This is a genomic window from Mycobacterium paraffinicum (genome assembly GCF_001907675.1).
Classification (GTDB): Bacteria; Actinomycetota; Actinomycetes; order Mycobacteriales; family Mycobacteriaceae; genus Mycobacterium; species Mycobacterium paraffinicum_A.
On record NZ_MPNT01000009.1, the window covers coordinates 13,254 to 37,346 of the forward strand.

13 protein-coding genes, 1 tRNA gene and 1 other RNA gene are annotated in these 24,093 nt (G+C 68.7%); 9 read left to right on the forward strand and 6 right to left on the reverse strand.

The annotated features are described in order from the left end of the window. Positions 1–10,692, forward strand: a 10,692-nt coding sequence (locus BRW65_RS11815) for a non-ribosomal peptide synthetase (protein WP_073874766.1), incomplete at its 5' end; no start/stop codon positions are given. A 38-nt stretch (positions 10,693–10,730) separates the two neighbouring features. After that, complete coding sequence (locus BRW65_RS11820) at positions 10,731–11,453, forward strand: class I SAM-dependent methyltransferase (RefSeq protein WP_073875045.1); 723 nt, start codon at positions 10,731–10,733, stop codon at positions 11,451–11,453. Here BRW65_RS11820 and BRW65_RS11825 read toward each other — a convergent pair. After that, the gene (locus BRW65_RS11825; RefSeq protein ID WP_073874768.1) at positions 11,450–11,887 is read right to left on the reverse strand and encodes an SRPBCC family protein; all 438 of its coding nucleotides are present in this window, start codon (positions 11,885–11,887) and stop codon (positions 11,450–11,452) included. The two genes, BRW65_RS11820 and BRW65_RS11825, sit on opposite strands and share 4 nt — an antisense overlap. 68 nt (positions 11,888–11,955) lie before the next feature. Here BRW65_RS11825 and BRW65_RS11830 point away from each other — a divergent pair, with 68 nt between their 5' ends. Then, on the forward strand, positions 11,956–13,347 hold the full coding sequence (locus BRW65_RS11830; RefSeq protein WP_073874770.1) for an FAD-binding oxidoreductase: 1,392 nt from the start codon (positions 11,956–11,958) through the stop codon (positions 13,345–13,347). Then, positions 13,344–14,651 (forward strand): class I SAM-dependent methyltransferase, encoded by a 1,308-nt coding sequence (locus BRW65_RS11835; RefSeq protein ID WP_208611796.1) that lies wholly within the window; start codon positions 13,344–13,346, stop codon positions 14,649–14,651. The genes BRW65_RS11830 and BRW65_RS11835 overlap by 4 nt, the downstream gene beginning before the upstream one ends. 8 nt (positions 14,652–14,659) lie before the next feature. Here the strand turns inward: BRW65_RS11835 and BRW65_RS11840 are convergent, their stop codons facing one another. The 3 genes from BRW65_RS11840 to ffs form a co-directional block, all read right to left on the reverse strand. Beyond that, the gene (locus BRW65_RS11840; protein ID WP_073875047.1) at positions 14,660–16,501 is read right to left on the reverse strand and encodes a DNA polymerase III subunits gamma/tau; all 1,842 of its coding nucleotides are present in this window, start codon (positions 16,499–16,501) and stop codon (positions 14,660–14,662) included. 108 nt (positions 16,502–16,609) lie between these two features. Then, positions 16,610–17,902 (reverse strand): aminotransferase class I/II-fold pyridoxal phosphate-dependent enzyme, encoded by a 1,293-nt coding sequence (locus BRW65_RS11845; protein ID WP_139273034.1) that lies wholly within the window; start codon positions 17,900–17,902, stop codon positions 16,610–16,612. A 143-nt stretch (positions 17,903–18,045) separates the two neighbouring features. Beyond that, an RNA gene (ffs, locus tag BRW65_RS11850) (signal recognition particle sRNA small type) lies at positions 18,046–18,142 on the reverse strand. A 65-nt stretch (positions 18,143–18,207) separates the two neighbouring features. Here ffs and BRW65_RS11855 point away from each other — a divergent pair. Next, positions 18,208–18,293 (forward strand) — tRNA-Ser (locus tag BRW65_RS11855). A 90-nt stretch (positions 18,294–18,383) separates the two neighbouring features. Further along, the gene (locus BRW65_RS11860; RefSeq protein WP_073874772.1) at positions 18,384–19,181 is read left to right on the forward strand and encodes a hypothetical protein; all 798 of its coding nucleotides are present in this window, start codon (positions 18,384–18,386) and stop codon (positions 19,179–19,181) included. Positions 19,182–19,191: 10 nt separating this feature from the next. Here BRW65_RS11860 and BRW65_RS11865 read toward each other — a convergent pair whose 3' ends face one another. Together BRW65_RS11865 and BRW65_RS11870 are read right to left on the reverse strand one after the other, a co-directional pair. Beyond that, the gene (locus BRW65_RS11865; RefSeq protein WP_084187803.1) at positions 19,192–19,935 is read right to left on the reverse strand and encodes an enoyl-CoA hydratase/isomerase family protein; all 744 of its coding nucleotides are present in this window, start codon (positions 19,933–19,935) and stop codon (positions 19,192–19,194) included. A gap of 14 nt (positions 19,936–19,949) precedes the next feature. Beyond that, the gene (locus BRW65_RS11870) at positions 19,950–20,330 is read right to left on the reverse strand and encodes a hypothetical protein (protein ID WP_073875053.1); all 381 of its coding nucleotides are present in this window, start codon (positions 20,328–20,330) and stop codon (positions 19,950–19,952) included. A 144-nt stretch (positions 20,331–20,474) separates the two neighbouring features. Here BRW65_RS11870 and BRW65_RS11875 point away from each other — a divergent pair, with 144 nt between their 5' ends. From BRW65_RS11875 to BRW65_RS11885, 3 genes are all read left to right on the forward strand, one after another. Next, positions 20,475–20,954, forward strand: coding sequence for a lipoprotein LpqH (locus BRW65_RS11875; protein ID WP_073874776.1), 480 nt, complete (start codon positions 20,475–20,477; stop codon positions 20,952–20,954). Positions 20,955–21,048: 94 nt separating this feature from the next. After that, positions 21,049–22,749 (forward strand): hypothetical protein, encoded by a 1,701-nt coding sequence (locus tag BRW65_RS11880; RefSeq protein WP_073874778.1) that lies wholly within the window; start codon positions 21,049–21,051, stop codon positions 22,747–22,749. After that, complete coding sequence (locus BRW65_RS11885) at positions 22,746–24,092, forward strand: CHAT domain-containing protein (RefSeq protein WP_073875055.1); 1,347 nt, start codon at positions 22,746–22,748, stop codon at positions 24,090–24,092. Before BRW65_RS11880 ends, BRW65_RS11885 begins: the two co-directional genes overlap by 4 nt. Position 24,093 lies beyond the last annotated feature (1 nt).

Here is a 24,093-nt window from a genome sequence, read left to right on the forward strand (position 1 = left end):
AGCCAGACCCCCTCGGCGCTGGCCGCGCTGTCCCCGACCGGGCTGGATGGCGTGGCGGTGATGGCCGCCGGGGAGGCCTGCCCCGCCGAGATCGTGCAGCGCTGGGCGCCCGGGCGGATCATGGTCAACGGCTACGGCCCCACCGAAACCACCGTCTATGCCACCATCAGCGCCCCCCTGACCCCGGGTTCGGCCGCGGTCCCGATCGGGGCGCCGGTGCCCGGGGCGGCGCTGTTCGTCCTGGACCCCTGGCTGCACCCGGTCCCGCCCGGCGTCCTCGGCGAGTTGTATGTGGCCGGGCGCGGGGTCGGGCTGGGCTATTGGCGCCGACCCGGACTGAGCGCCTCACGGTTCGTGGCGTGCCCGTACGGGCCGCCGGGCACCCGAATGTATCGCAGCGGGGACCTGGTGCGCTGGCGGCCCGACGGGCAACTGGACTACCTCGGGCGCGCCGACGAACAAGTCAAAATCCGCGGCTACCGCATCGAACTCGGCGAAATCCAGGCCGCGCTGACCGCCCTCGACGGTGTCGAACACGCCGCGGTCATCGCCCGTGAGGACCGCCCCGGCGACAAACGCCTCACCGCCTACATCACCCAAACCCAACCCGGCACCGCCGACACGGCCCAGCTGCGCGCCGCCCTAGCCGACCAGCTCCCGCCCTACATGCTGCCCGCCGCCATCGTGGTCCTCGACACCCTGCCCACAACCCTCAACGGCAAACTCGACACCCGCGCCCTACCCCCACCCGACTACACCGACACCGACCACTACCGCGCCCCGGCCACCCCCATCGAGGAAATCCTGGCCACCATCTACGCCGAAACCCTCGGCCTGACCCGCGTCGGCATCGACGACTCCTTCTTCGACCTCGGCGGCGATTCGTTGTCTGCCATGCGCCTGATCGCCGCCATCAACGCCGATTTGGACGCCGACGTCTCGGTGCGCACGCTGTTCGACGCGCCCACCGTCGCGGAGCTCGCGCCCCGGCTCGTCGGGGGAAGCCGACGAAAGCCGTTGGTGCGCAGGGATCGCCCGGCGCGGATCCCGCTGTCGTTCGCGCAGAACCGGATGTGGTTCGTCAACCAGTTCGAGGGCGGGGTGGCGACGTACAACATGCCGACCGCCTTCCGGATCACCGGGGAGCTGGACGTCGCCGCACTGACGGCGGCCATCGACGACCTGATCGACCGCCACGAATCGCTGCGCACCGTGTTCCCGGACATCGACGGCGTGCCATACCAACAGGTCTTTGCGGCCCGGCCGGGAATGTGGCGGCGCGGCGACACGACGGTGGTGTCGCTGACCGATCAAGGCGAAGTCGCCGGCGAGTTGATCGCGCTCGCGAGTCACCGATTCGACTTGGCGACGGAGATCCCGATTCGCGCGCAGATCTACTCGACGGGACCCGGCGAGCACGTGCTGGCGATCGTGCTGCACCACATCGCCTTTGACGGTTGGTCGCTGGCCCCCATGTTCCGGGACATCGGCGTCGCCTACGCGAACCGATCTGCGGGGCTCGCGCCAAGCTGGGCCGACCTGCCGGTCCAATACGTGGACTACACACTGTGGCATCAGGAGCTACTCGGAGACGAGTCCGACCCGGACAGTGTGGCCTCCCACCAATTGCGCTACTGGCAAAGCGAATTGGCCGGCCTGCCGGAAATCGTGTCACTACCCGCGGATCACGTCCGGCCGGCGGAGCCGAGCTACCGCGGCGCCGAAGTGGATCTGGTGATCGAGCCGACGGCGTGGGCCGGCGTCAAGCAGCTGGCAGCGACGCACAACGCGACCGCCTCGATGGTCTTGCAGGCGGTCATGGCGGTGCTGTTGCACCGGGTCGGGGTGGGTGACGACGTGGTGCTGGGCACACCGATCGCGGGCCGGTCGGATCGGGCGCTCAGCGACCTGGTCGGCTTCTTCGTCAACACCTGGGTGCTGCGGGTGGAAGTGGATCCGGCATGCCGATTCACCGATGTCCTTGCGCGGGTGCGTAATAAAGCCCTGGACGCGTACAGCAATCAGGACGTGCCGTTCGAACGGTTGGTCGAGCAGCTCAACCCCACGCGCTCCGCCGCGCACCATCCGTTGTTCCAAGTGCTGATGGTGCTGCAAAACAACGCGCGGCCGGACGCATTCGCGATCGACGGCCTCGGCGTCGAACAGTGGGCCGTGCCCACCCGCGCTGCGCGCTTCGACCTCGACTTCGAACTGGTGGAGGTGCCCACCGACGACCCGGGCGCACCACGGGCCGCCGGATCGGTGACCTATGCGACGGATCTGTTCGAACGCTCCACCGTCGAGCGCCTGGTCGATCGGTTCGGGCGGGTGCTCGACGCCGCGATCGCGGACCCGTCGGTGGTGGTCGGCGCCATCTCGTTGATGGATTGTGGCGAGCGCGAACTCGTGCAATCAAGGTGGGCCGGTACCGGTGTGGAACCGCCGGTGGGAGTGGCGCCGCAGCTGATCGCCGCGGCGGTGACGGCCGACCCGGACGCCGTGGCGGTGGTCGACGGTGTCCGCTCGATGTCGTACCGCGAGCTCGACGAGGCGTCGACACGCTTGGCGCGGGTACTGATAGAGGCGGGCGCCGGCGCGGAACGCGCGGTGGCCGTCGCGATGGATCGGTGTTGGGAACTGGTGGTCGCCTGGTGGGCCGTCGTCAAAGCCGGCGGAACCTATGTGCCCGTGGACCCGACGCACCCCGTCGAACGCATCGCCACCGTCCTGGACACCGTAAACGCGACATGCGTGTTGACCCGCGACGCCGACACCGTTGCCGGGGCCGGCGACCGCCGCCTGCTACGCGTCGACGAATTGGACCTCTCCGGACGAAGCGCAGAACCGATCACGGACGCCGACCGCCTAGCGCCCCTGACGGCGAACAGCACCGCCCACGTCATCTTCACCTCCGGATCCACCGGCACCCCAAAGGGAGTCGCGGTCAGCCACGCTGGCCTGCTGGAAATCGCCGCGTTGGGCGAGCTCTTCGGCTTGAACGCGGGAACGAGGCTGCTGATGCTGGCCGCGCCGACGTTCGACGTATCGATCGGCGAATTCTTGCTCGCCGTTGGTTCGAAGGCGGCGCTGGTGGTGGCACCGCCGGAATCCGTTGCGGGCGAGGCGTTAACGGCGTTGCTGCACGACCATCGCGTCAACGCCGCGGTCTTGACCCCGTCGGTGCTGTCTTCGCTCGACCCCGCACGGCTCGACGCGGTCGGCACGCTGATCACCACGGGCGAGGCCTGCCCAAGCGAGTTAGCGGCCGCCTGGGCGCCGGGCAGGCGCATGTTCAACGCTTACGGCCCCACCGAGGCCACAATCTGGGCCACCTGCGGCGCACCCTTGTCGCCGGGGCAACCAGTGGGAATCGGCAACCCCGTCGCGGGGGTGCGCGCCCTCGTGCTGGACACCCGGCTCAACCCAGCACCCATCGGCGTCGTCGGCGAACTGTACCTCGGTGGAGATGCCGTCGCCCACGGCTATGTCGGCCGAGTGGCGTTGACCGCAGAACGTTTCATCGCCAACCCCTTTGGGGATCCCGGATCACGCCTCTACCGCACGGGTGACCTCGTCCGCTGGACCGCGGACGGAACCCTGGACTATTTGGGACGCGCCGACACCCAGGTCAAACTGCGCGGACAACGAATCGAGCTGGGGGAGATCGAGAACAGCCTACTGGCTTGCCCGCACGTCACCATGGCCGCCGCCGCGGTGCACAACAACGGCAACGGCGCCAACCTCGTCGCCTACGTGACCCTCGAGCACGCCACCACCGCCGACGACGATGACGACGAGATCGTCGCGCAGTGGCAGCACGTCTACGACGACCTGTACGGCGCCGAGACCGGCACGTCGGGACTCGGCACCGACTTTCGGGGATGGAACAGCAGCTACACCGGCGAGCCCATCCCGCTCACGGAGATGGAGGAGTGGCGGTCGGCCACGGTGGACCGGATCATGGCGCTGCGACCTCGGCGGGTGCTGGAGATCGGCGTGGGCCTGGGCCTGCTTCTCTCACACATCGCCCCGCAGTGCGAACGTTACGTCGCCACCGACATGTCCGCGGCCGCAATCGATTACCTCGCCCGTTCGATGGAACGGCTAGAGCTCCCGTGGCGGGATCGCGTCCAGCTCCTGACTCGGCCCGCCCACGTGATCGAGGGCTTGCCGCTCGGTTTCTTCGACACCGTCATCCTCAACTCGGTCGTTCAATACTTCCCCAACGCGGGATATCTGGCCGACCTGATCGAGAGCGTCACGGAACTCCTGCGTCCGGGCGGATCCCTGTTCATCGGCGATGTCCGCAACCACGGCTTGCAGGGTGCCTTCCAGACGTCGGTCGCGCTCGCCCGCAGCGACAACGCCGACGCCCCCGAACTTCGTCACCGTATCCAGCGCGCCCTGATCGGCGAAACCGAACTCCTGCTGGCCCCAGAGTTTTTCACCGCCTGGGCGGTCGACCATCCGGCGGTCTCGGCGCTCGACATCCAAGTCAAGCGCGGAGCCGCCGACAACGAACTCACCCGGTATCGCTACGACGTCGTCCTGCACAAGGCGCCCACATCGGTGCATTCCCTGGCCGCCGTCCCCACCTGGGCGTGGACCGATTGCGCCGGCCTGGACGGACTGCACGATCGACTGACCTCGCACCGCCCCGCCGACATCCGGATATCCGGCATCCCCCGCGCCGGATTGGTCACCGACGTCCGGATCGAACAGGGCCTGGCCGCGGGGCTATCCCTGGCCGACGCGCGCGCCCAGGCTTCCGGCTTGGAGCCAACCGGCACCGCGACGCCCGACGAATTGCACCGCCTCGGCGAGGCCCTCGGCTATCGCGTCGCGGTCACGTGGGGCGCTCAGCCGGGCACGCTCGATGCGATCTTCATGGACGCCGCTGAGGAACGCGTTCCCACCATCAGCGACGTGTACCTGCCGGAACCGGATGGCCGACACGACACGGCGAACGACCCCCGCAACAACACGCGGATCAGCGCGGTGCGTCGCCGGTTGAGCGCCCGGCTACCGGACTACATGTTGCCGACGCAGATCATGGTGCTCGACGAGTTCCCAATGACCTCCTCCGGCAAGATCGACCGAAAAATGCTGCCCGTGCCGGTCTTTGCCGACACACCCTTCCGCGCACCGCAGAACCCGACCGAAGAAATCCTGGCCGCGATCTACGCCCAAGTACTCGGGCTGGGCCGGGTCGGGGTCGACGAGTCGTTCTTCGACCTGGGCGGCGACAGCATCATGTCGATGCAGGTGGTGTCGCGGGCCCGCGCGGCCGGCCTGAGCTGCCGCCCCCGCGACATCTTCGTCGAGCAGACCGTGGCCGGGCTGGCCCGGGTGGTCGGAGTGGCCGACGCAGGCCCCATCGACGAGGGAATCGGTGAGGTGGCGGCCACCCCGATCATCCGCTGGCTGCGCAGCGTGGACGGCCCCGTCGACCAGTTCAACCAAACCATGGTCTTGCAGGCACCCGCGGGGGCCGACATGGCCGACGTCACGGTCGTGCTGCAGGCCCTGCTGGACCGGCACGCCATGCTGCGGCTACGCGCCGACGACGGTCCCGAAGGCTGGAAATTAACTGTGCCCGAACCGGAATCGGTGCATGCCGAGCCGCTACTGCACACCGTCGACGCCCTCACCGACGAAGCGATCGTCGCCGCCCGGTCACGGCTCGATCCCGCCGCCGGGGCCATGCTCAGTGCCGTGTGGGCGAGCACCACCGGACAGTTGGCGATCATCATCCACCATCTGGCCGTCGACGCGGTGTCATGGCGCATCCTGCTCGAAGACCTCAACATCGCATGGGCCCAACACCACAGCGGCCAGCCCATAGCCCTTCCGCCAGTGAGGACGTCATTCCAGCGGTGGTCCGCACTCCTCGTCCAACATGCCGGCAACCCAGCGGTGTTGGCGCACAACGAGACCTGGCAACGGGTCTTGGCCACGCCGCCGGCACTACCGGAGGCGTCAGACACCTATGCCACCGCCGGGCACCTGACCGCCTCGCTGGACGGTGAGACCGCCCGCCTGCTGATGAGCGACGCGCCCGCGGCATTCCACGCGGGAATCCAGGACGTCCTGCTGATCGCCTTCGCGTTGGCCTGCGCCGAATTCTTGGGCACCGGCGACGCGGCGATCGCTCTCGACGTCGAAGGCCATGGCCGCGACGAAGAACTCGCCGCCGACGTCGACCTGTCCCGGACCGTGGGCTGGTTCACCACCAAATACCCCGTGGCGCTGAGTGCCGGCGCGCTGCCCTGGCCGCTGGTGACGGCCGGCGACGCCCGCCTCGGCCCAATCATCAAGCGCGCCAAGGAACAACTGCGCGCGCTTCCCGATCCCCTCAGCTATGGACTGCTGCGCTACCTCAACACCACGCTGACGGGTCCCGAACCCACTATCGGATTCAACTACCTCGGACGCCTTGGCTCCCACGGCGCCGATCCCGACGCGTCGAAGGATCTGTGGCTGATCAGTGCGGACGGCTCGGCGTTCACTGCGGCCGCGTCTGCGGTGAGCATGCCGTTGATGCACACCGTCGAGCTCAGCGCCGTCGCCGTCGAAACCGACGCCGGCCCCGCACTGAACGCCACCTGGACCTGGGCGCCCTCCGCGCTGGATCAAGCCGCCGTCAGCCGACTTAACCGGCTGTGGTTCGAAGCCCTGGCCGGCATCTGCACCCACGTCGGGCGGGGCGGCGGCGGGCTGACCCCCTCCGACATCGCCCCCGCGCGGCTCACTCAACAGCAGATCGACACCCTGCAACAGCAGTACTCGATCGCCGACATCCTGCCGCTCACCCCGCTGCAGCAGGGCCTGCTGTTCCATGCCAGCACCACACAGGGGTTCGACGCCCTGGCCGAACTCTATTCCGTCCAGCTCGATTTCAGCGTGACCGGGCCGCTGGACCCCGACCGCATGCGCGCAGCGGTGCACACGGTGGTCGAGCGCCACCCCAACCTCGCGGCCCGCTTTTGCGCCCAAGACGAACCCGTTCAGCTCATCCCGTCCGATCCCCAGCCGGGATGGCAGTACATCGAACTGGACCACGTCGACGACGCCGACACCCGGATCCGGCAACTGTGCACGGCCGAACGCGTCGCCGTCTGCGACCTCGCGGATCCGCCGGCTTTCCGGGTGGCACTCATCCGCACGGCACCGAACCAACACCGGATCGTGGTCACCAACCACCACATCGTCCTCGACGGCTGGTCGACGTCGATCCTGCTGCAGGAGATGTTCGCCGCGTATTACGGGCAGCGGCTCCCGGCGTCCACGTCGTATCGCAGGTTCGTCACCTGGCTGGCCGATCGCGACCTCGAGGCCGCCCACGCCGCATGGCGCGAGACACTCGCCGGATTCGACACCCCGACCCTCGTCGGCCCCGCGAACCGGGCGGGGCCCGGCCGCCGAGGCGAGGCCTCGCACCGGTTCTCCAAGGGGACGACGCACGCGCTGAGCGAACTGGCGCGCTCGCATCACACCACCATCAACACGGTGTTGCAGGCCGGCTGGGCGCAACTGCTGATGTGGCTGACGGGCCAGCACGACGTCGTCTTCGGCGCCGCGGTCTCCGGGCGCCCAACCGATCTGCCCGGCGCGGAAACGCTTGTGGGGCTGCTGATCAACACCGTGCCGGTGCGCGCCACCATCGGTGCCGCCACCAGCACCACCGAATTGCTGAACCAACTCCAACAGGCCCACAACCGAACGTTGGATCACCAGCACCTGGCGCTCTCGGCGATCCACCACCTCACCGGCCACGACCAGTTGTTCGACACCCTCTTCGTCTACGAGAACTATCCCGTCGACACCAGCGAGATGGCGGGTGCCCACGAGTTCGCGATCACCGACCTGACCACCCACGAATCCACCCACTACCCATTGACATTGGAGGCCCGCACGGGCGAGCAACTCGGCGTGCGCCTCGAATACGACACCGGCGTCTTCGACACCGACACCATCCACACACTCATCACGCAGTTGGAGCGCGTGCTGGAGGCTATGGCCGCCGACCCGACCGCCCGGTTGTCCGCCCTCGATCTACTCGACGAGCCCGAACACGCGCGCCTCGACGCCTGGGGCAACCTGGCCTCGCTGGACCGGCCCACCACAACCGTTTCGATTCCGGTGTCCTTCGCCGCGCAGGTCGGTCGGACCCCCGATGCCGTGGCGCTCACCTGTGCCGGTCGCTCGATGACCTACCGCGAAATCGACGCGTCGGCGAACCGCCTGGCGCACCTGTTGACCGAGCAAGGCGCGGGGCCCGGACGGTGCGTAGCGTTGCTGTCCGCCCGCACAGCTGACGCGATCATCGGCATTCTGGCGGTGTTGAAGGCCGGCGCTGCCTATCTGCCGATCGACCCGGCGCTGCCTCGGGAGCGGATCGAGTTCATGATCGCCGATGCCGCGCCGATCGCCGCGATAGCGACCGGCGGGCTGGCCGGCCGATTGGACGGTTCCGCACTGCCGGTCATCGACGTCGACGACCCCCGGGTCACGACATACCCGGCGACACCCTTGCCGCCGCCGGACCCCGAGGACTTGGCCTACATCATCTATACCTCAGGCACCACCGGCGTCCCCAAGGGCGTGTCGATCACCCACCACAACGTCACCCAACTCGTCGGGTCACTCGATCCCAATCTGGCTTCGCCACAACAGGTATGGACACAATGGCACTCCTACAGTTTCGACATCTCGGGCTGGGAGATCTTCGGCGCCCTGCTCAATGGCGGGCGGCTGGTCGTGGTGCCGGAGTCGGTGGCCGCGTCCCCGGCCGACTTCCACCACCTGCTGGTCACCGAAGAGGTCACGGTGCTGTGCCAAACGCCGACCGCACTGGGCATGCTCCCGCCCGACGGATTGGAGTCGGTGACGCTGCTGGTCGGCGGTGAGCCCTGCCCGCCCGACCTCGTGAACCGTTGGGCGCCAGGCCGGGTGATGATCAACGAATACGGCCCCACCGAGACGACGATGTGGGTGACGTTGAGCGCCCCGCTCACAGCCGGATCCGATGTCGTGCCGATCGGTGCGCCGGTGCCCGGCGCCGCGCTCGTCGTGCTGGACGACTGGCTGCGCCCGGTGTCGGCCGGCGTCGTCGGCGAACTCTACGTGGTCGGACATAGTGTCGGAGTTGGCTATTGGCGTCGGCCCGGGCTGTCCGCTTCGCGGTTTGTGGCATGCCCGTTCGGGCCGCCCGGCACGCGGATGTACCGCACCGGCGATCGGGTGCGATGGCGCGCCGACGGGCAACTCGAGCACCTCGGGCGCACCGACGATCAGGTCAAGATCCGCGGCTACCGGATCGAGCTCGGCGAAATCCAAAGCGCCCTGGCCGAACTCGACGGAGTCGAGCGTGCGGCCGTGGTCGCCCGCGAGGACCGCCCCGGCGATAAGCGCCTGGTCGGCTACATCACTGGCACGGCCGACCCGACCGAGGCGCGCAGCGTGCTGGCCGAACGGCTGCCCGCCCACATGGTCCCGGCGGCGGTGGTGGCGGTGCAGACGCTGCCGCTGACGGTCAACGGCAAGCTGAACGTCCGCGCGCTGCCGGCGCCCCGGTACGCCGACGGCGAGCGGTACCGCGCCCCGGCGAACTCGGTCGAGAAGATCCTGGCCGACATTTACGCGCAGGTGCTGGGTGTGGAGCGCGTCGGGGTCGACGACTCGTTCTTCGACCTGGGGGGCGACAGCATTTCGGCGATGCGGGCAACCGCGGCGATCAACGCCGCCCTGGATGCGGGGCTGGCGGTGCGCACCCTGTTCTACGCGCCGTCAGTCCGGCGCCTGAGCCGGCAACTGGGCACCCCCGCGAGCGCCGAGGAGTTGGTGCCCGTCGAGACCCTCAAGGAAGGCAGCGGCGTTCCACTGTGGTGTATTCATGACGGTTTCGGACTCAGCTGGCAATATCGAGCGCTCGGCGAATTCCTGGATTGCCCGATCATCGGTATCAACCGCGTCCCACAAAACGGCGAGGGCGAACCGGAGTCGATTCGCGCCATGGCGGCCCGATACGCCGACACCCTGCAAGGGCTCTATCCCGACGGGCCCTACAAGCTGCTGGGCTGGTCATTCGGCGGCGTCGTCGCCCACGAACTCGCAATCGAGTTACAGCGACGCGGATGCGTGGTCGACAGCCTGGTCTTGCTGGACGCTCCCTACTCGGCGACCAAAGGCATATCCAGGTTCAGCGCCAACAGGATTGGTGCATCGGCCGAGAGTCAGATCCTGGAGCGCATTCTGCGGGCCAACGGCGTGGACGCTCGTTCGGGGCCCCTCACCTATCAGCGCGCCGAGGAGTTGCTTCGCCGGAAGCTGGGCAACTCGGTCCTGCCGCCGAAAGAGCTGTTGGAGTTCATGGTCAAATGCGCCACTGCCAGCCAATCGTTTTTGGCCGAACACGAGCCCGAGGTCTTCGACGGCGACATGGTCCTGTTCTCCGCTGCCCGCAATGGGCACCGAAACGGCAGCGACCCAACACTATTGGAGCAAATGCACAAGATGGGAACCCAACTGGCTGCCCGGTCCCGGCTGAAGAAATGGAAATCCCACACGGCCGGGGCGTTCACGGCGTACTCGATCGACTGCTCGCACTATGACATGTTGACCACCTCGTCACTCAACATGTACGGCGAGCACCTCAAATTTGCCCTGGAGAACGCGAGGCGGTCACGGTGAAGAAACGGCACGCGGTTGATACGGTCGACTTTGCGAGCATGCCCCGGGGTGGGCCGGACGCGTCCTGGCTGGACCGGAGGTTACAAACCGACCGGCTGGAATACCTGGACCGCGACGACGTCGACGATCTCAAACGCAGGGTGATCGCCGCGCTCGACCGCGCCGAACGGCGGCGGTCCCGCGCTCACGAGGGATTAGCCCGGATGGTGCTCGCCGAGGTAGAGGACGTGCCCTCCCCGGCGATCCTCGAACTCGGGGCCGGGTTCGGCGGTCTGTCGCGCAGGCTGCTGGCCAATCACCCCACGGCGCATGTCACGGTCACCGACGTCGATCCCGCGTTCGTCGCCGAGGTCGCGGCCGGCGACCTGGGGGCCCACCCGCGCGCCACGGTCCGGCAGATGGACGCCACCGCGATTGACGCCCCGGACGGCCATTACGACCTGGCGCTGTTCGCGTTGTCGCTGCACCACCTGCCCCCTGAGCAGGCGGCCCGGGTATTCGCCGAAGGGACCCGCGCAGCGAAGAAGTTGCTGATCATCGACCTCCGCAGGCCCCCGGCGCCGCTCCACGTCGTGGTGCTCGCGGCGGTGCTGCCGTTCACTCGGTTGATCCCGTTGGCACACGACGGGGTCATCAGCTCGTTACGGGCCTACAGCCCGTCGGCCCTGACGGCGCTCGCAGAGCATGCGGATCCGGCGATCAAGGTTGAGTTCCGCACCCGCCCGCTCGGCCCGACGGTGGCGGTCGCCAGTCGCACCTAGCTCTCCAGCTCCCGCTTCAGGTTTTCCAAGACCTCGCCCTGAATCCTCTTCAATCCCAGTGGTGCAAAGGTCTTTTCGAAGAATCCCTTGACTCCGCCTGCGCCGGTCCAGGTGGTCTTCACGGTGACGCTCGAGCCGGGTCCGGCGGGGGCCACCGTCCAGTTGATGATCATCGACGAGTTCGCGTCCTTCTCGATGACCGAGTGGCCGGCGACGTCGACGTTGACCTGCACGTCGCGGACGCGGGACTTGGTGGCCTGTAACTTCCATTTGGCGACCGTGCCCGCTCCCTGACCGCCCTGTAACACCTGGTAGTCGCTGTATTGCGGGGACAGAATTTTCGGACGCACCGTCTCATAATCCGCGACCGCCGCCAGGGTGGCGGCCGGCTCCACATTGACCAAAATCGTGCTGGCAGCACTCACCTGTCCCAAAACAACTCCTGAAGCTATAGCCCGCCCGCGCGCGGGTGCACGGGCTGTGGTCGAAGACTAGGGTATATGTGGTGCCTGTCCCTGGATCTGCACTCTCAGCGCACAAGTCGGGCGTTGACCGGTTGATGGCGAGTTATCGATCCATCCCGGCGACGTCAGTCGTCCGACTCGCCAAACCAACCTCAAATCTGTTCCGCGCCCGGGCCAAACGCGACGCCCCCGGCCTGGACACATCGGGGCTGACCGGCGTGCTGAGTGTCGATCCCGAATCGCGTACCGCCGAGGTGGCCGGCATGTGCACCTACGAGGATGTGGTCGCCGCGACCTTGCCTTTTGGCCTTTCGCCGCTGGTCGTCCCGCAGTTGAAGACCATCACGCTCGGTGGGGCGGTCAGCGGCTTGGGCATCGAGTCAGCGTCGTTTCGCAATGGCCTGCCGCACGAATCGGTGCTGGAGATGGACATTCTCACGGGCGCCGGCGAGTTGCTTACCGCATCCCGCACCCAGCACGCCGACCTGTTCCGCGCCTTTCCCAATTCCTATGGGACGCTTGGCTATTCGACCCGGCTGCGGATCGAGCTGGAGCAGGTCGCACCGTTTGTGGCGTTACGGCACGTCCGCTTCCGCTCGTTGCCCGCGCTGGTCGCGGCCATGGAACGCATCATCGACACCGGCGGCCAGGGCGGAACACCCGTCGACTACCTGGACGGCGTGGTGTTCAGCGCCGACGAGAGCTACCTGTGCGTGGGCCGGCGAACCACCACCCCGGGGCCGGTCAGCGATTACACCGGAAAAGACATCTACTACCAGTCCATCCGGCACGACTCTCCCGGAGTGGAAGCCATCAAGGACGACCGGCTGACCATGCACGACTATTTCTGGCGCTGGGACACCGACTGGTTCTGGTGCTCGCGCGCGTTCGGTGTGCAGAACCCCCGGCTGCGGCCCTGGTGGCCGCGCCGCTACCGGCGCAGCAGCGTCTACTCGAAGCTCGTCGCCATGGACCAGCGCTTCGGCATCGCCGACCGGATAGAGAAGCGCAAGGGCCGTCCCCCGCGCGAGCGGGTGGTCCAGGACGTGGAGGTGCCGGTCGAGCGGACCTGCGAATTCTTGGAGTGGTTCCTGGGCAGCGTGCCCATCACCCCGCTCTGGCTGTGTCCGCTGCGGCTGCGCGACCACGAGGGCTGGCCGCTGTATCCGATGCGGCCCGACCACACGTACGTCAATGTCGGCTTTTGGTCTTCGGTGCCGGCGGGCACCACGGAAGGCGGGACCAACCGGACGATCGAGGCGAAGGTGAGCGAACTCGGCGGGCACAAGTCGCTATATTCCGACTCGTACTACGCCCGCGAGGAATTCGACGAGTTGTACGGCGGCGAGGCCTACAGCACGGTCAAGAAAACCTACGATCCCGATTCCCGTCTCCTCGACCTCTACGCAAAGGCGGTACAACGGCGATGACGACCACCAGAGAGCCCCACCGCACCACCGGAAAGCTCAGCATGGCGCAGATCCTGGAGGTCTTCGCCGCGACCGGGCGCCATCCCCTGAAGTTCACGGCCTACGACGGCAGCACCGCGGGCAGCGCGGACGCCGAACTGGGCCTGGACCTGCGGACGCCGCGCGGCGCCACCTACCTGGCCACCGCTCCCGGCGAGCTCGGCCTGGCCCGCGCGTACGTGGCGGGCGACCTGGACGTGTACGGCGTCCACCCCGGTGATCCCTACCAGCTGCTCACGACGCTGACCGACCGCGTCCAATTCAAGCGGCCGCCGGCGCGCGTGCTCGCCAACGTCGTGCGGTCGATGGGGCTGGAGCGGCTGGTGCCGGTCGCCCCGCCGCCGCAGGAGACGCCGCCCCGGTGGCGGCGGATCGCCGACGGGCTGATGCACACCAAGACCCGCGACGCCGAGGCCATCCACCACCACTACGACGTCTCCAACACCTTCTACGAGTGGGTGCTCGGCCCGTCGATGACGTACACGTGCGCCGTTTACCCCGACGCCGACGCGACGCTGGAAGAGGCCCAGGACAACAAATACCGACTGGTCTTCGAGAAGTTGCGGCTGCGGCCGGGCGACCGGCTGCTCGACGTCGGCTGCGGATGGGGCGGCATGGTCCGCTTCGCCGCGCGGCGCGGCGTCCGGGTGATCGGCGCGACCCTGTCCGGTGAGCAGGCGAAATGGGCGCGGCGCGCGATCGAGCAGGAAGGACTCGCGGACCTCGCCGAGGTCCGCCATTCCGATTATCGCGACATCGCCGAGGGCGGATTCGACGCCGTGTCCTCGATCGGGTTGACCGAGCACATCGGCGTCAAGAACTACCCGGCCTACTTTGGGTTCCTGAAGTCGAAGCTGCGCACCGGCGGCCTGCTGCTCAACCACTGCATCACCCGCCATGACAACAAGTCGACGTCCTTCGCTGGCGGCTTCACCGACCGGTATGTCTTCCCGGACGGCGAGCTGACCGGGTCGGGCCGCATCATCACCGAGGTCCAGGACGTCGGCTTCGAGGTGCTGCACGAGGAGAACTTCCGGCACCACTACGCGATGACGCTGCGGGACTGGTGCCGCAACCTGGTCGAGCACTGGGACGAAGCCGTCGGCGAGGTCGGCGTGGCCACCGCCAAGGTGTGGGGCCTGTACATGGCGGCCTCGCGGGTGGCCTTCGAGCAGAACAACCTGCAGCTGCACCACGTGCTGGCGGCCAACGTCGCCGCCCGGGGCGACGACCAGCTGCCGCTGCGGCCCTGGTGGACGCCGTAGGGGCTGGCTCAGGAGTTATCGATCCGGCGGGCGCCGAGCTCGTTCTGCAGCAGTTCGAGCGCGACCTCCTCGGGGTCGCGGCGCGGCTCCGACGGCTCCGTGCGGCCGGCCTCGGCGAGCATGTGTTCCTCTTCGTCCCGCTGGGCCACGTCGGGCGGGGGCTCGGCGGCCCTCGGCGTCGGCGGGGCCGACTCGACCGGGGCCGCGGTGCCCACCTCGCAGCGCACCCGCCAGTTGACGCCGAGCGCGTCCTTGAGCGCTTCGGCGATGACGTCGGCGTTGCGCTGTTCGCACAGCCGCTTGGCCAGTGGCGCCGAGGAATGTGTCAGCACCAGCGTGTTGTCCTCGATCGCGCGGACGGTGGCGCCCGCCAGCATCACCTCAGTGGTGCGGCTGCGCTGGCGCACCTTGTCGCGCACCGTCGGCCACATGGTTCGCACCGCCGCGGCGTTCAGTTCGCCCGGCGCGCCCACCGGCTCGGGGGCGGCCGCCGGGGCCGGCTCGGGCGTCGGCTCGGGCGGTGGCTCGGGCTTGGAGACGGGCGGCGCGGCCTCCCGGGGCGGCGCGGCCTCGCGGGGCGGGGGGGCCTCGCGGGGCGGGGGGGCCTCCTTGGGAGCCGCCTCCTTGCGTGACCGGACAGGCGCCGCAACCGGCCGGGGCGGGTGCGCGGCGGCCGCCTCGGCGGCGGGAATCGACATGTCCAGCCGAGTCTCGATGCGCTCGACGCGCTGCAGCAGCGCCGACTCGGTGTCGCTGGCGGACGGCAGCAGCAGCCGCGCGCAGACGACCTCGAGCAGCAGGCGCGGGGCCGTCGCGCCCCGCATCTCACCCAGCCCCGCTTGCACGGCCTCGGCGTAGCGGGTCAGCGTGGCCGCCCCGAGGCGGGTCGCCTGGTCACGCATCCGGTCGAGCACATCCTCCGGGGCATCCACCACGCCGCGACTGACGGCGTCCGGAACGGCCTGCAGCACCAGAAGGTCGCGGAACCGCTCCAGCAGGTCGGTGGCGAACCGCCGCGGGTCGTGGCCCGCATCGATCACCGATTCCACCGCACCGAACAGCGCCGCGGCGTCCGACGCGGCCAGGGCGTCCACTGCATCGTCGATCAGCGCGACATCGGTGGCCCCCAGCAGCCCGAGCGCCCGTTGGTAGGTCAGGTGGTTGTCCTCGGCCCCCGCGACAAGCTGGTCCAGCACCGACAGCGTGTCGCGCGGCGAGCCGCCGCCGGCGCGAATCACCAGCGGGTACACCGCGTCGTCGACGACGACGCCCTCCTGCTCGCAGATCCGCCCGATCAACGCCCGCATGGTCTTCGGCGGCAGCAGCCGGAAAGGGTAGTGGTGGGTGCGCGACCGGATCGTCGGCAGCACCTTCTCCGGTTCGGTGGTGGCGAAGATGAAGATGAGGTGCTCGGGCGGCTCCTCCACGATCTTGAGGAGGGCATTGAAACCCGCGGTGGTCACCATGTGCGCCTCGTCGATGATGAACACCCGATAGCGCGACTGCGCCGGCGCGTAGAACGCGCGGTCCCGCAGCTCGCGGGTGTCGTCCACGCCGCCGTGGCTGGCGGCGTCCAGTTCCACCACGTCGATGCTGCCGGGAGCGTTGGGGGCGAGCGCCGTACAGGATTCGCAGACCCCGCACGGGGTGGCCGTCGGGCCCTGCGCGCAGTTAAGCGACCGGGCCAGGATGCGCGCCGACGACGTCTTCCCGCAGCCCCGGGGGCCGGAAAACAGGTAGGCGTGGTTGATGCGACCGGCCTCCAGGGCGATCGACAGCGGTTCGGTGACATGCTCCTGCCCCACCACCTCGGCGAAGCTTGCCGGTCGGTACTTGCGGTAGAGGGCCACGGTCAGCAGGCTACCGGCGCCGGCCGACGACAGCCCGCCGGGCATCGAGTGTGCGGCAGCGGCTTCGAGCGTGAACCTACGGCGGACTCGCGCGGCGTGTCGTCGCCCTCAGCTCACACTCGATGCGGCGGAGACGAGCAGCGATTCCGAGGCAGCCAGCAGCGCGCAGGTGGCCAGCCCGTCGACCGCGTCGCGCAGGTCCGGCAGCGACGGGAAGGTGGGCGCGATCCGGATGTTCTTGTCGTCGGGATCTTTTCGGTACGGGAACGACGCGCCCGCCTCGGTCACCGCGATGCCCGCGTCCTTCGCCAGCGCCACCGTGCGGCGCGCCGTCCCGGGCAACACATCGAGGCTGATGAAGTAGCCGCCCTGAGGCTCGGTCCACGAGGCGATCTTGGAGTCGCCCAGCCTCTTGTCCAGGATGTCCAACGCCAGCTCGAATTTGGGCGCCAGTATCTGCTGGTGCCGCAGCATGTGCAGGCGCACCCCGTCCGCGTCGCGGAAGAAGCGCAGGTGCCGCAGCTGGTTGACCTTGTCCGGGCCGATCGACTTCTTCCCTGCGTACTGCAGGTACCACGCGATGTTGCCCAGTGATCCGCCCAGGAAGCTCACGCCGGCACCGGCGAAGGTGATCTTGGACGTGGACGCGAAGAGGTAGGGGCGGTTCGGGTTGCCGGCCGCGGCGGCCAGACCCAGCACGTCGATCTGGTGAGGGAAGTCGTGCGTCAGCGTGTGCACGGCGTACGCGTTGTCCCAGAACAGCCGGAAGTCCGGGGCCGCCGTGCGCATCTGGACCAGCCGTCGCACCGTTTCCCACGAATAGGTGATCCCGGTGGGGTTGCCGAACACCGGCACCGTCCACATGCCCTTGATGGCGGGGTCGGCGGCGACCAGTTCCTCGATCAGGTCGACGTCGGGACCGTCGGCCAGCATCGGGACGGGAATCATCTCGATGCCCATCGTCTCGGTGATCGCGAAGTGCCGGTCATAGCCGGGAACGGGGCACAAGAACTTGACGCTCGCTTCGTCCTTCCAGGGGCGCTGCGAGTCGACCCCGCCGTAGAGCATCGAGAAGGCCACCAGGTCGTGCATCAACTCCAGGCTGGAGTTGTTGCCGGCGATCAGGTTGGGCACGCCGATGCCGAGCAGCTCGCCGAAGATGGCGCGCAGCTCGGGCAGGCCGTGCAGGCCGCCGTAGTTGCGGGTGTCGGTGCCCTCGCCGTCGCGGTAGTCGCCGCCGGGCAGGCTGAGCAGCTGGTTGGACAGGTCGAGTTGCTCCGGCGCCGGTTTGCCGCGGGTCAGGTCGAGGGCCAACTTCTTGGCCTGCAGATCCGCGTAATCCTGCTGGTTGCGCGCGTGTGCGGCGGCAAGGTCTTGCGGGCTGAGGGAATCCAGCGGCACGGTGGACCCTTTCGCTGTCGAAGGCGGGAACCTAGTGGCGATCGCAAGCGCGGCGGAGCCGGGCGAAGCGGGTCGCCACTCATCAAACCTAGTGGCGATCGCAAGCGCGGCGGAGCCGGGCGAAGCGGGTCGCCACTCAATGGATATAGGGGACCCCGCGCACCCGACAGAGCCCATTGACCCTTGCTGCCTTCCGGCCCTGGGGGAGTTCACAGGATAGACGCCGCGCGGGGTCCATCGGCGAGTGTAGTACCCGGCGCGGAGCGCGTGGCGGCCGCTACGGCGGCCTCGGTTACCATGGCCACGGAGGATTCGCCTAGTGGCCTATGGCGCTCGCCTGGAACGCGGGTTGGGTTAACAGCCCTCGCGGGTTCAAATCCCGCATCCTCCGCAATTGGTCCGCCATGCGGACGGGCACGATGGTTTGGAATCGGGTTGGTCGCCTTTAGGCTGGCTTGAGCCAACCAGCATGAGGAGGCGTATGGGGCGCAAGGTCGCCATCCCGTGGCACGCGTCTTTCTCGATCGCTGCCGGCGTCCTCTATTTCTTTTTCGTGTTGCCCCGTTGGCCGGAGCTGATGGGTGACACCGCGCATTCGTTGGGGACGGCGCTGCGTATCACGACGGGTGCGCTGTTTGCCTCGGCCGCACTGCCGGTGGTGTTCAACCTGTTGCGGGTGCGCAGGCCGGAGCTGGGGACGCCGCGGCTGGCCCTGACGCTACGGGTCGCCTCGATCGTGGGCCATGTGCTGGCGGGCGTGTTGATCATCGGCGCGGCGATCAGCGAGATCTGGCTGAACCTGGACGCCGCCGGACAGTATCTTTTCGCGATCTATGGCGCGGCCGCCGCGATCGCGCTGCTCGGGTTCTTCGCGTTCTACCTGTCGTTTGTCGCCGAGTTGCCGCCGCCACCGCCGAAGCCGATCAAGGCGAAGGAACCCAAGAAACCCCGGCTGCGCCGCAAGAAGGGCGACGAGGCCGAAGCCGACGAGGGCGGCGACGAGGCCGACGAAGACACCGAGGCCACCGAGGACGACACCGAAGCCTCCGAGGAAGCCGAGGCCGGCGAGCCGGAAGAGGCCGAGACCGTCACGGCCGAGACCTCCGACGCCGCCGAGACCTCCGAGGCTGCGGCGGAACCCGAAGCCGCGACGGAAGAGTCCGGCGAAGAGGCAGAGGAAGGCCAGGCCAGGCTGCGCAACCGTCGCCCGACGGGGAAGGGGTCGCACCGGATGCGGCGCCGGCGTACCAGGGGCGGGGTCGCCCTCGACGAGGAATAGCCGGCTCTGATCAGTCGCGCCGTCGCAGGCGCTCGACGTAGGCGGCGATGCGTTGCTGGGTCTCGTCCGCGCCCCACATCTGACGGACCTCGTCGTCGATAGCGCCACCCGCACGAATCCTCGCCATCGTCGGGGCCCGCAGCTGGGTCTTGGTCTGGCGATAGGCGTCGGTGGGGATGCCACCGAGATCCGAGGCCTCCGCCACGGCCTCCTCCAGGAGATTGTCGGCGACCACGCGATGGGCGAGTCCACGAGCGACGGCCTCGGGCCCCCGATAGTTGCGACCAACCAGCAGCACTTCCTCGGCGTGGTCCCCACACGCGTAGCGCATCACCTCCAGTGCCGCGACCGGAAACGGCACCCCGACCCGCACCTCGGCCGCTCCGATGGGCGCCTCAGGCGCGATCAGGCGGCGGTCGCAGGCACACGCGAGCACGCACCCGCCCGCGATGGCGGCGCCGTTGATCGCCGCCACGGTCGGTCCCGGATAGGAAAACATCGCCTCGAACGCCGCGGACAGCGCCGGGACCAGCCGATCGGTGTAGGCGGTGCCCCCGTCGACGACGCGGTTGAGGTCGACCCCGGCGCTGAACGCCCGGCCGGCTCCGGTGACAACCAGCGCGCCGGCGTCCGAACGCCCCAGCTCGCGAACCGCCGAGGTCAGTTCGTCGAGTAACTCGACGTCCTGGGCGTTGACGGGGCCGGACGAAAGCGTCAGCACCTGCACGTTTTCCACGCTCTTGATGTCGATCATGGTCACATCCTCGATTAGCGGCTCACGGCCGCGATGACGACCGGGATGTCGGTGTTCTCGTCGGTGTGGTAGCTCGCGCACACGCGGTGATACCCGTCGGCGATCTGCGACGGGACGCCGATCGGGAAGTCACCGCGCACCAGCAGGATGGGCGACAGCGCCTGGCCCTTCTCGATTTTGGTGAGGTCCGCCGCGACATGGGGATTGTCGACCGGCAGCAGCCCCAGCCCGGCGGCACGCAGGATGTCCTTGGCCTTGCGATGCGTGACCGTGCCGGCCTTCAACTTTTTGATCACCTTTTTGACGGTCGCGGAGTCCGCGAGCATGGTGAGGTAATCCGCCGCCGCCGGAAAGTCATGGGCCTCAGGCTTTTCCAGCCACTTCACGCTCAGCATCGCGTGCCTCCCTTCGTCAGCGCCGACATCGACGCAGCCTACCGGCTCGGCGCCGCGAAATTTGGGATCGGTAGCGAATCCGGGGATCTGTACTTGCGCCATGACGACGCCATCGGGGCGGCGCATGGAGGAAGGAAACGACAAGTGAAGCGACTTCTCGCGGCTGCGATTGGGACACTGGGCGCCGCATCGGTGCTCGTGGGGTGTTCCAGCGGCGGCCACACGGCCAGCCCGGCATCGAGCACGGCGCCCAGCGTCGCCAGCGGCGGCGGGGCGCAGGTCAAGGTTGGTGGCGCCGACCTGGCGGGCCTGGACCCGGCCTCGGTGACGTGCGTCAAGACCGGCGGCAAGATCAACATCGGCAGTGGTTCCAGCGGCGGACGGCAGGCGCTCGCCGTCGTGATGACCGACGAGGCCACCCCGAAGGTGGAGTCGCTGGCAATGGTTGTCGACGGCAACGCGCTGTCGGTCAGCAACAGCATGGGTGCAAAGGTCGGCTCGGCCGACGTGGCGGTGGACGGCAAGACCTACACCATCACGGGCCAGGCGCAGGGTGCCGACCTGAAGAACCCGATGGCCGGAATGATCACCAAGGACTTCAACATCAAGGTGACCTGCGGCTGATCGGTTGCGACCGGGCGGCGGACGTGCTCACTCACGCGTCCGCCGTCCGCCGCTTTCGCTGCCGGGACCACATTCGCGGACTTATGATGCAGCCGTGTCGATCCCCGACGAGTTGGACAACGCGCGCCGCCTGGCGTTCGCGGCCGACGAGGCCGGGGCCCGCGATTTGTTGCTGTCCTTGATACCGCACATCGAGCGGGAGGACCGGGACGATCTGATGCTGGAAGTCCTCGCCCAGCTCGGCGAGATCTACCTCGACCGCGGCGCGAATGACGGCGTGCGCGAATCCATCCGGCGCATTCAAGACTGTGTGTCGATCTACGCGAGCATGCCCGCCGACGCCGACGTCACGCAGATGATCCGTCGGTACTCACGGCGGGCTCAGTTTCTGCAAGCGGGCCTGGCCGCGGCGATCGGCGATCACGAAGGCGCGGCGGCGGCGCTGGCCGTGCTGGACGACGATTGCTCGGACGCGGATTTCCCCGCCCTGGCCGACGAGCACGCGCGCCTGCGCATTCATGCCCGGGCCCTATGCGCGACGGCGCTGTGCGACGACGACCTGCATGTCCGGTCGGTCCCGTTGTGGGAGAAAATCATTGGCGCCCTGGACGACTACCGCAGCAGTGGTGAGGCGGCGGACCACGTTCGCGTCGTCGCCGGTACCGGCTACGGCGGGTTCTGCGTCGAAACCGGCCGGCTGTCGGAGGCCGACCCCTGGCTGCGTCGCGCGGAAGCGCGGGCCGAGGCGAACGGCTGGGAACTCGCCACGGCGCGAGCCCGATTGGAGCGGGCGGCGGCGTGCTGGGCGGCCAACAACCACGCCGGCACCGAGCAACTGGTTTCCGAGGCCTACCCCGTCATCGCCCGCCACGAGCGGGCCCACGACGTCGCCCGCTGCTGGCTCTACATGGGACTCACCCGGCTCGGGGCCGGCGCGCTGGAAGCCGCCGACGAATGTTGGGAACACGCCGAGCGGCACTGGCGTGAATTGGGGAAGCCGCTGTATCTGCACCGTATCCTCTTGCAACGCAGCTGGATAGCGATCTTCTGGAGCCGCTTCGCCGAAGCGGTCGAGCTGATCGCCCAAGCCCGCGAACTGCTCGACTCGTCGCCGCGTAGCAGCTGGTTGCAGTACGCGCTGCTCGACAATCATCTCGGCACGGTGTGGCGCGCGGACGCGTTGGCGGACCTCGGCTTCGACAGCTCGGGTGATCCCGACGAGACGCTGCAGGAGACCGAGGCGCGGCAGGCGGAGGGGCTCGGCATCCTCCGCGGCGAGGTCGGCACCGAGAAATACCGGCGCGGCATGACCAAACTCGAGCAGGCCGCCGAGCTCAAGGTACCGGCGGCGCTGGCCGTCGACTCGGTGCGGTATTCGATCGCCGACGCCGACGCGAGATCCCGCTGGGCCACCACCGTTTCCGGCCCAGTCCTGGCCGGCGCCTTCGCCGTCGCCTGGGAGTGGGAGAACACCGAGCTGATCAGTCAGCTGGTCGAGTACCACAGCGCGCGCGGGACTTTCGACGCCGGTGATCAGCGGCCGCGCACGGGCGAATGGGCTTCGACGGCCACCCCTGCGGTCCCCGTCGACGCCGACCTGGAGCCCGCGCCCGCGCTGGCCGCGGCCGGCTCGCCGGCCGCCGGTGGCGCATCGCTGACCCGGCTCGGGCCGTTGCCGCCGCTGCGGATGCAACCGGACGCGGAGCCGATCCTGAGCCACTATCGTGAGTTGGCTTTTCAGCGCTACGGCCGCGCCGTCACCGCGGCCGAGGCGGCCTGGTCGACGTGGCCATGAGCGAGACCGATCGGACCACCCTGATCCTGAGGTACGCCGACGTCGGGATCGCCACCTACGCCAGCTTGCGGGTGGTCGGGGAACCGTCGCGAACCGTCAACTGGGTAATCGAAGAACCCCTGCTGCTGGCCGCGCTGGAAGAACTGGTGAGCGCCCTGCCCGAGCCGCACGGCGCCGAGGGGCGACGCGACGCCATCCAGCGTGCGCTGACCACCGGGCCCTTCGCGGCGCCGGACACCGAGCTGACGCTCGCCTACATCCTCGGGGTGTTGCTGATCGGTTCCCCCGGCTGGCAGCTGTTGGCCGAGTGCGCCGCCCAGCCGCGGGCGGTGCTGTTCGTCTCGCCCAGCGCGCGGTTGGCGCGGGTTCCGTGGGGACTGCTGGCGCTGCCGAAATCGGGCCCCAGCAAGGAAGAATTGGTGCGCGCGCGTCAGGAGGCGATCACCGCCAGCGGCCGGACCGCGGCCCGAATCCCCTGGCAGCTCGCCGATATCGGGGAACATACCGACGGCCACCGGCTGATGGAACTGGTCGACGTGTTGCTGGCGGTCCCGCCGAATATCGTGCACTCACCGCGGGCGACGGCCGGGTGGGCCGCCAGGAAGGACGGCCCGCCGCTCCTGGTTCTCGATCCGCGGGTCCCGGGGCAGCGCCCGGACTCGGCGCTGGGGTCGGTGCTCGGCAGGCCCTCGCCTGCAACGCCGTTGGCGCGGTACTTCACCGACGTGCTGGAAAGTCGGCCGGTGCTGCCGGCCGCGGACGCCGCGGTCGAATTGTTCCGTCGCCAGGATGCCGACCGCACGTGGCTGGCCAAGCTGCTGGCTCTTGCCCCGAGCAGGCTGTTGTATGTGGGGCACGCCAGTTCGGCCGACGACCAAGCCGGTCGCGCCGCGCTGCATCTCGCCGACACCGCCGAGATCCCCGGCGACGCCGACGCGATCGGTGATCACCGCCCCCTGACCGCGTCGGACTTGATGGCCCTGCAACTGCCGATGCCACCGCGGGTGGCCCTGCTCGCCTGCGGCTCGGGTGGGGACTACCAATTCGACGAGGCGACGGGACTGGTGGCGGCGATGATCCTGGGCGGCGCGCAGCTGGTGACGGCCACGCTGTGGTCGCTGCCCACCACCGCGGCGTATCGCCAGTTCACTACGGCCACCGCCGATCCGATGGCCGACGTCGTGGTGGCCGTGGATCGCGCCCACGGCGCCGACGGTGACGCGGGGTGCGCGGTAAACCGGTGGCAGCGCGAACGGATGCGGCGGTGGCGCGATGGTGATGCCGCGGCCAGCCCGCTGTATTGGGGCGCGGTCGTCAGCTTCGCGGTCGACGGCGCCCGATAAG

Bases quoted from the DNA above. Each gene is read 5' to 3' on its own strand.
- BRW65_RS11865 (WP_084187803.1), bottom strand. From the start codon at position 19,935: ATGATCGACATCAAGAGCGTGGAAAACGTGCAGGTGCTGACGCTTTCG.
- BRW65_RS11860 (WP_073874772.1), top strand. From the start codon at position 18,384: ATGGGGCGCAAGGTCGCCATCCCGTGGCACGCGTCTTTCTCGATCGCT.
- BRW65_RS11885 (WP_073875055.1), top strand. From the start codon at position 22,746: ATGAGCGAGACCGATCGGACCACCCTGATCCTGAGGTACGCCGACGTC.
- BRW65_RS11835 (WP_208611796.1), top strand. From the start codon at position 13,344: ATGACGACCACCAGAGAGCCCCACCGCACCACCGGAAAGCTCAGCATG.
- BRW65_RS11820 (WP_073875045.1), top strand. From the start codon at position 10,731: ATGCCCCGGGGTGGGCCGGACGCGTCCTGGCTGGACCGGAGGTTACAA.
- BRW65_RS11870 (WP_073875053.1), bottom strand. From the start codon at position 20,330: ATGCTGAGCGTGAAGTGGCTGGAAAAGCCTGAGGCCCATGACTTTCCG.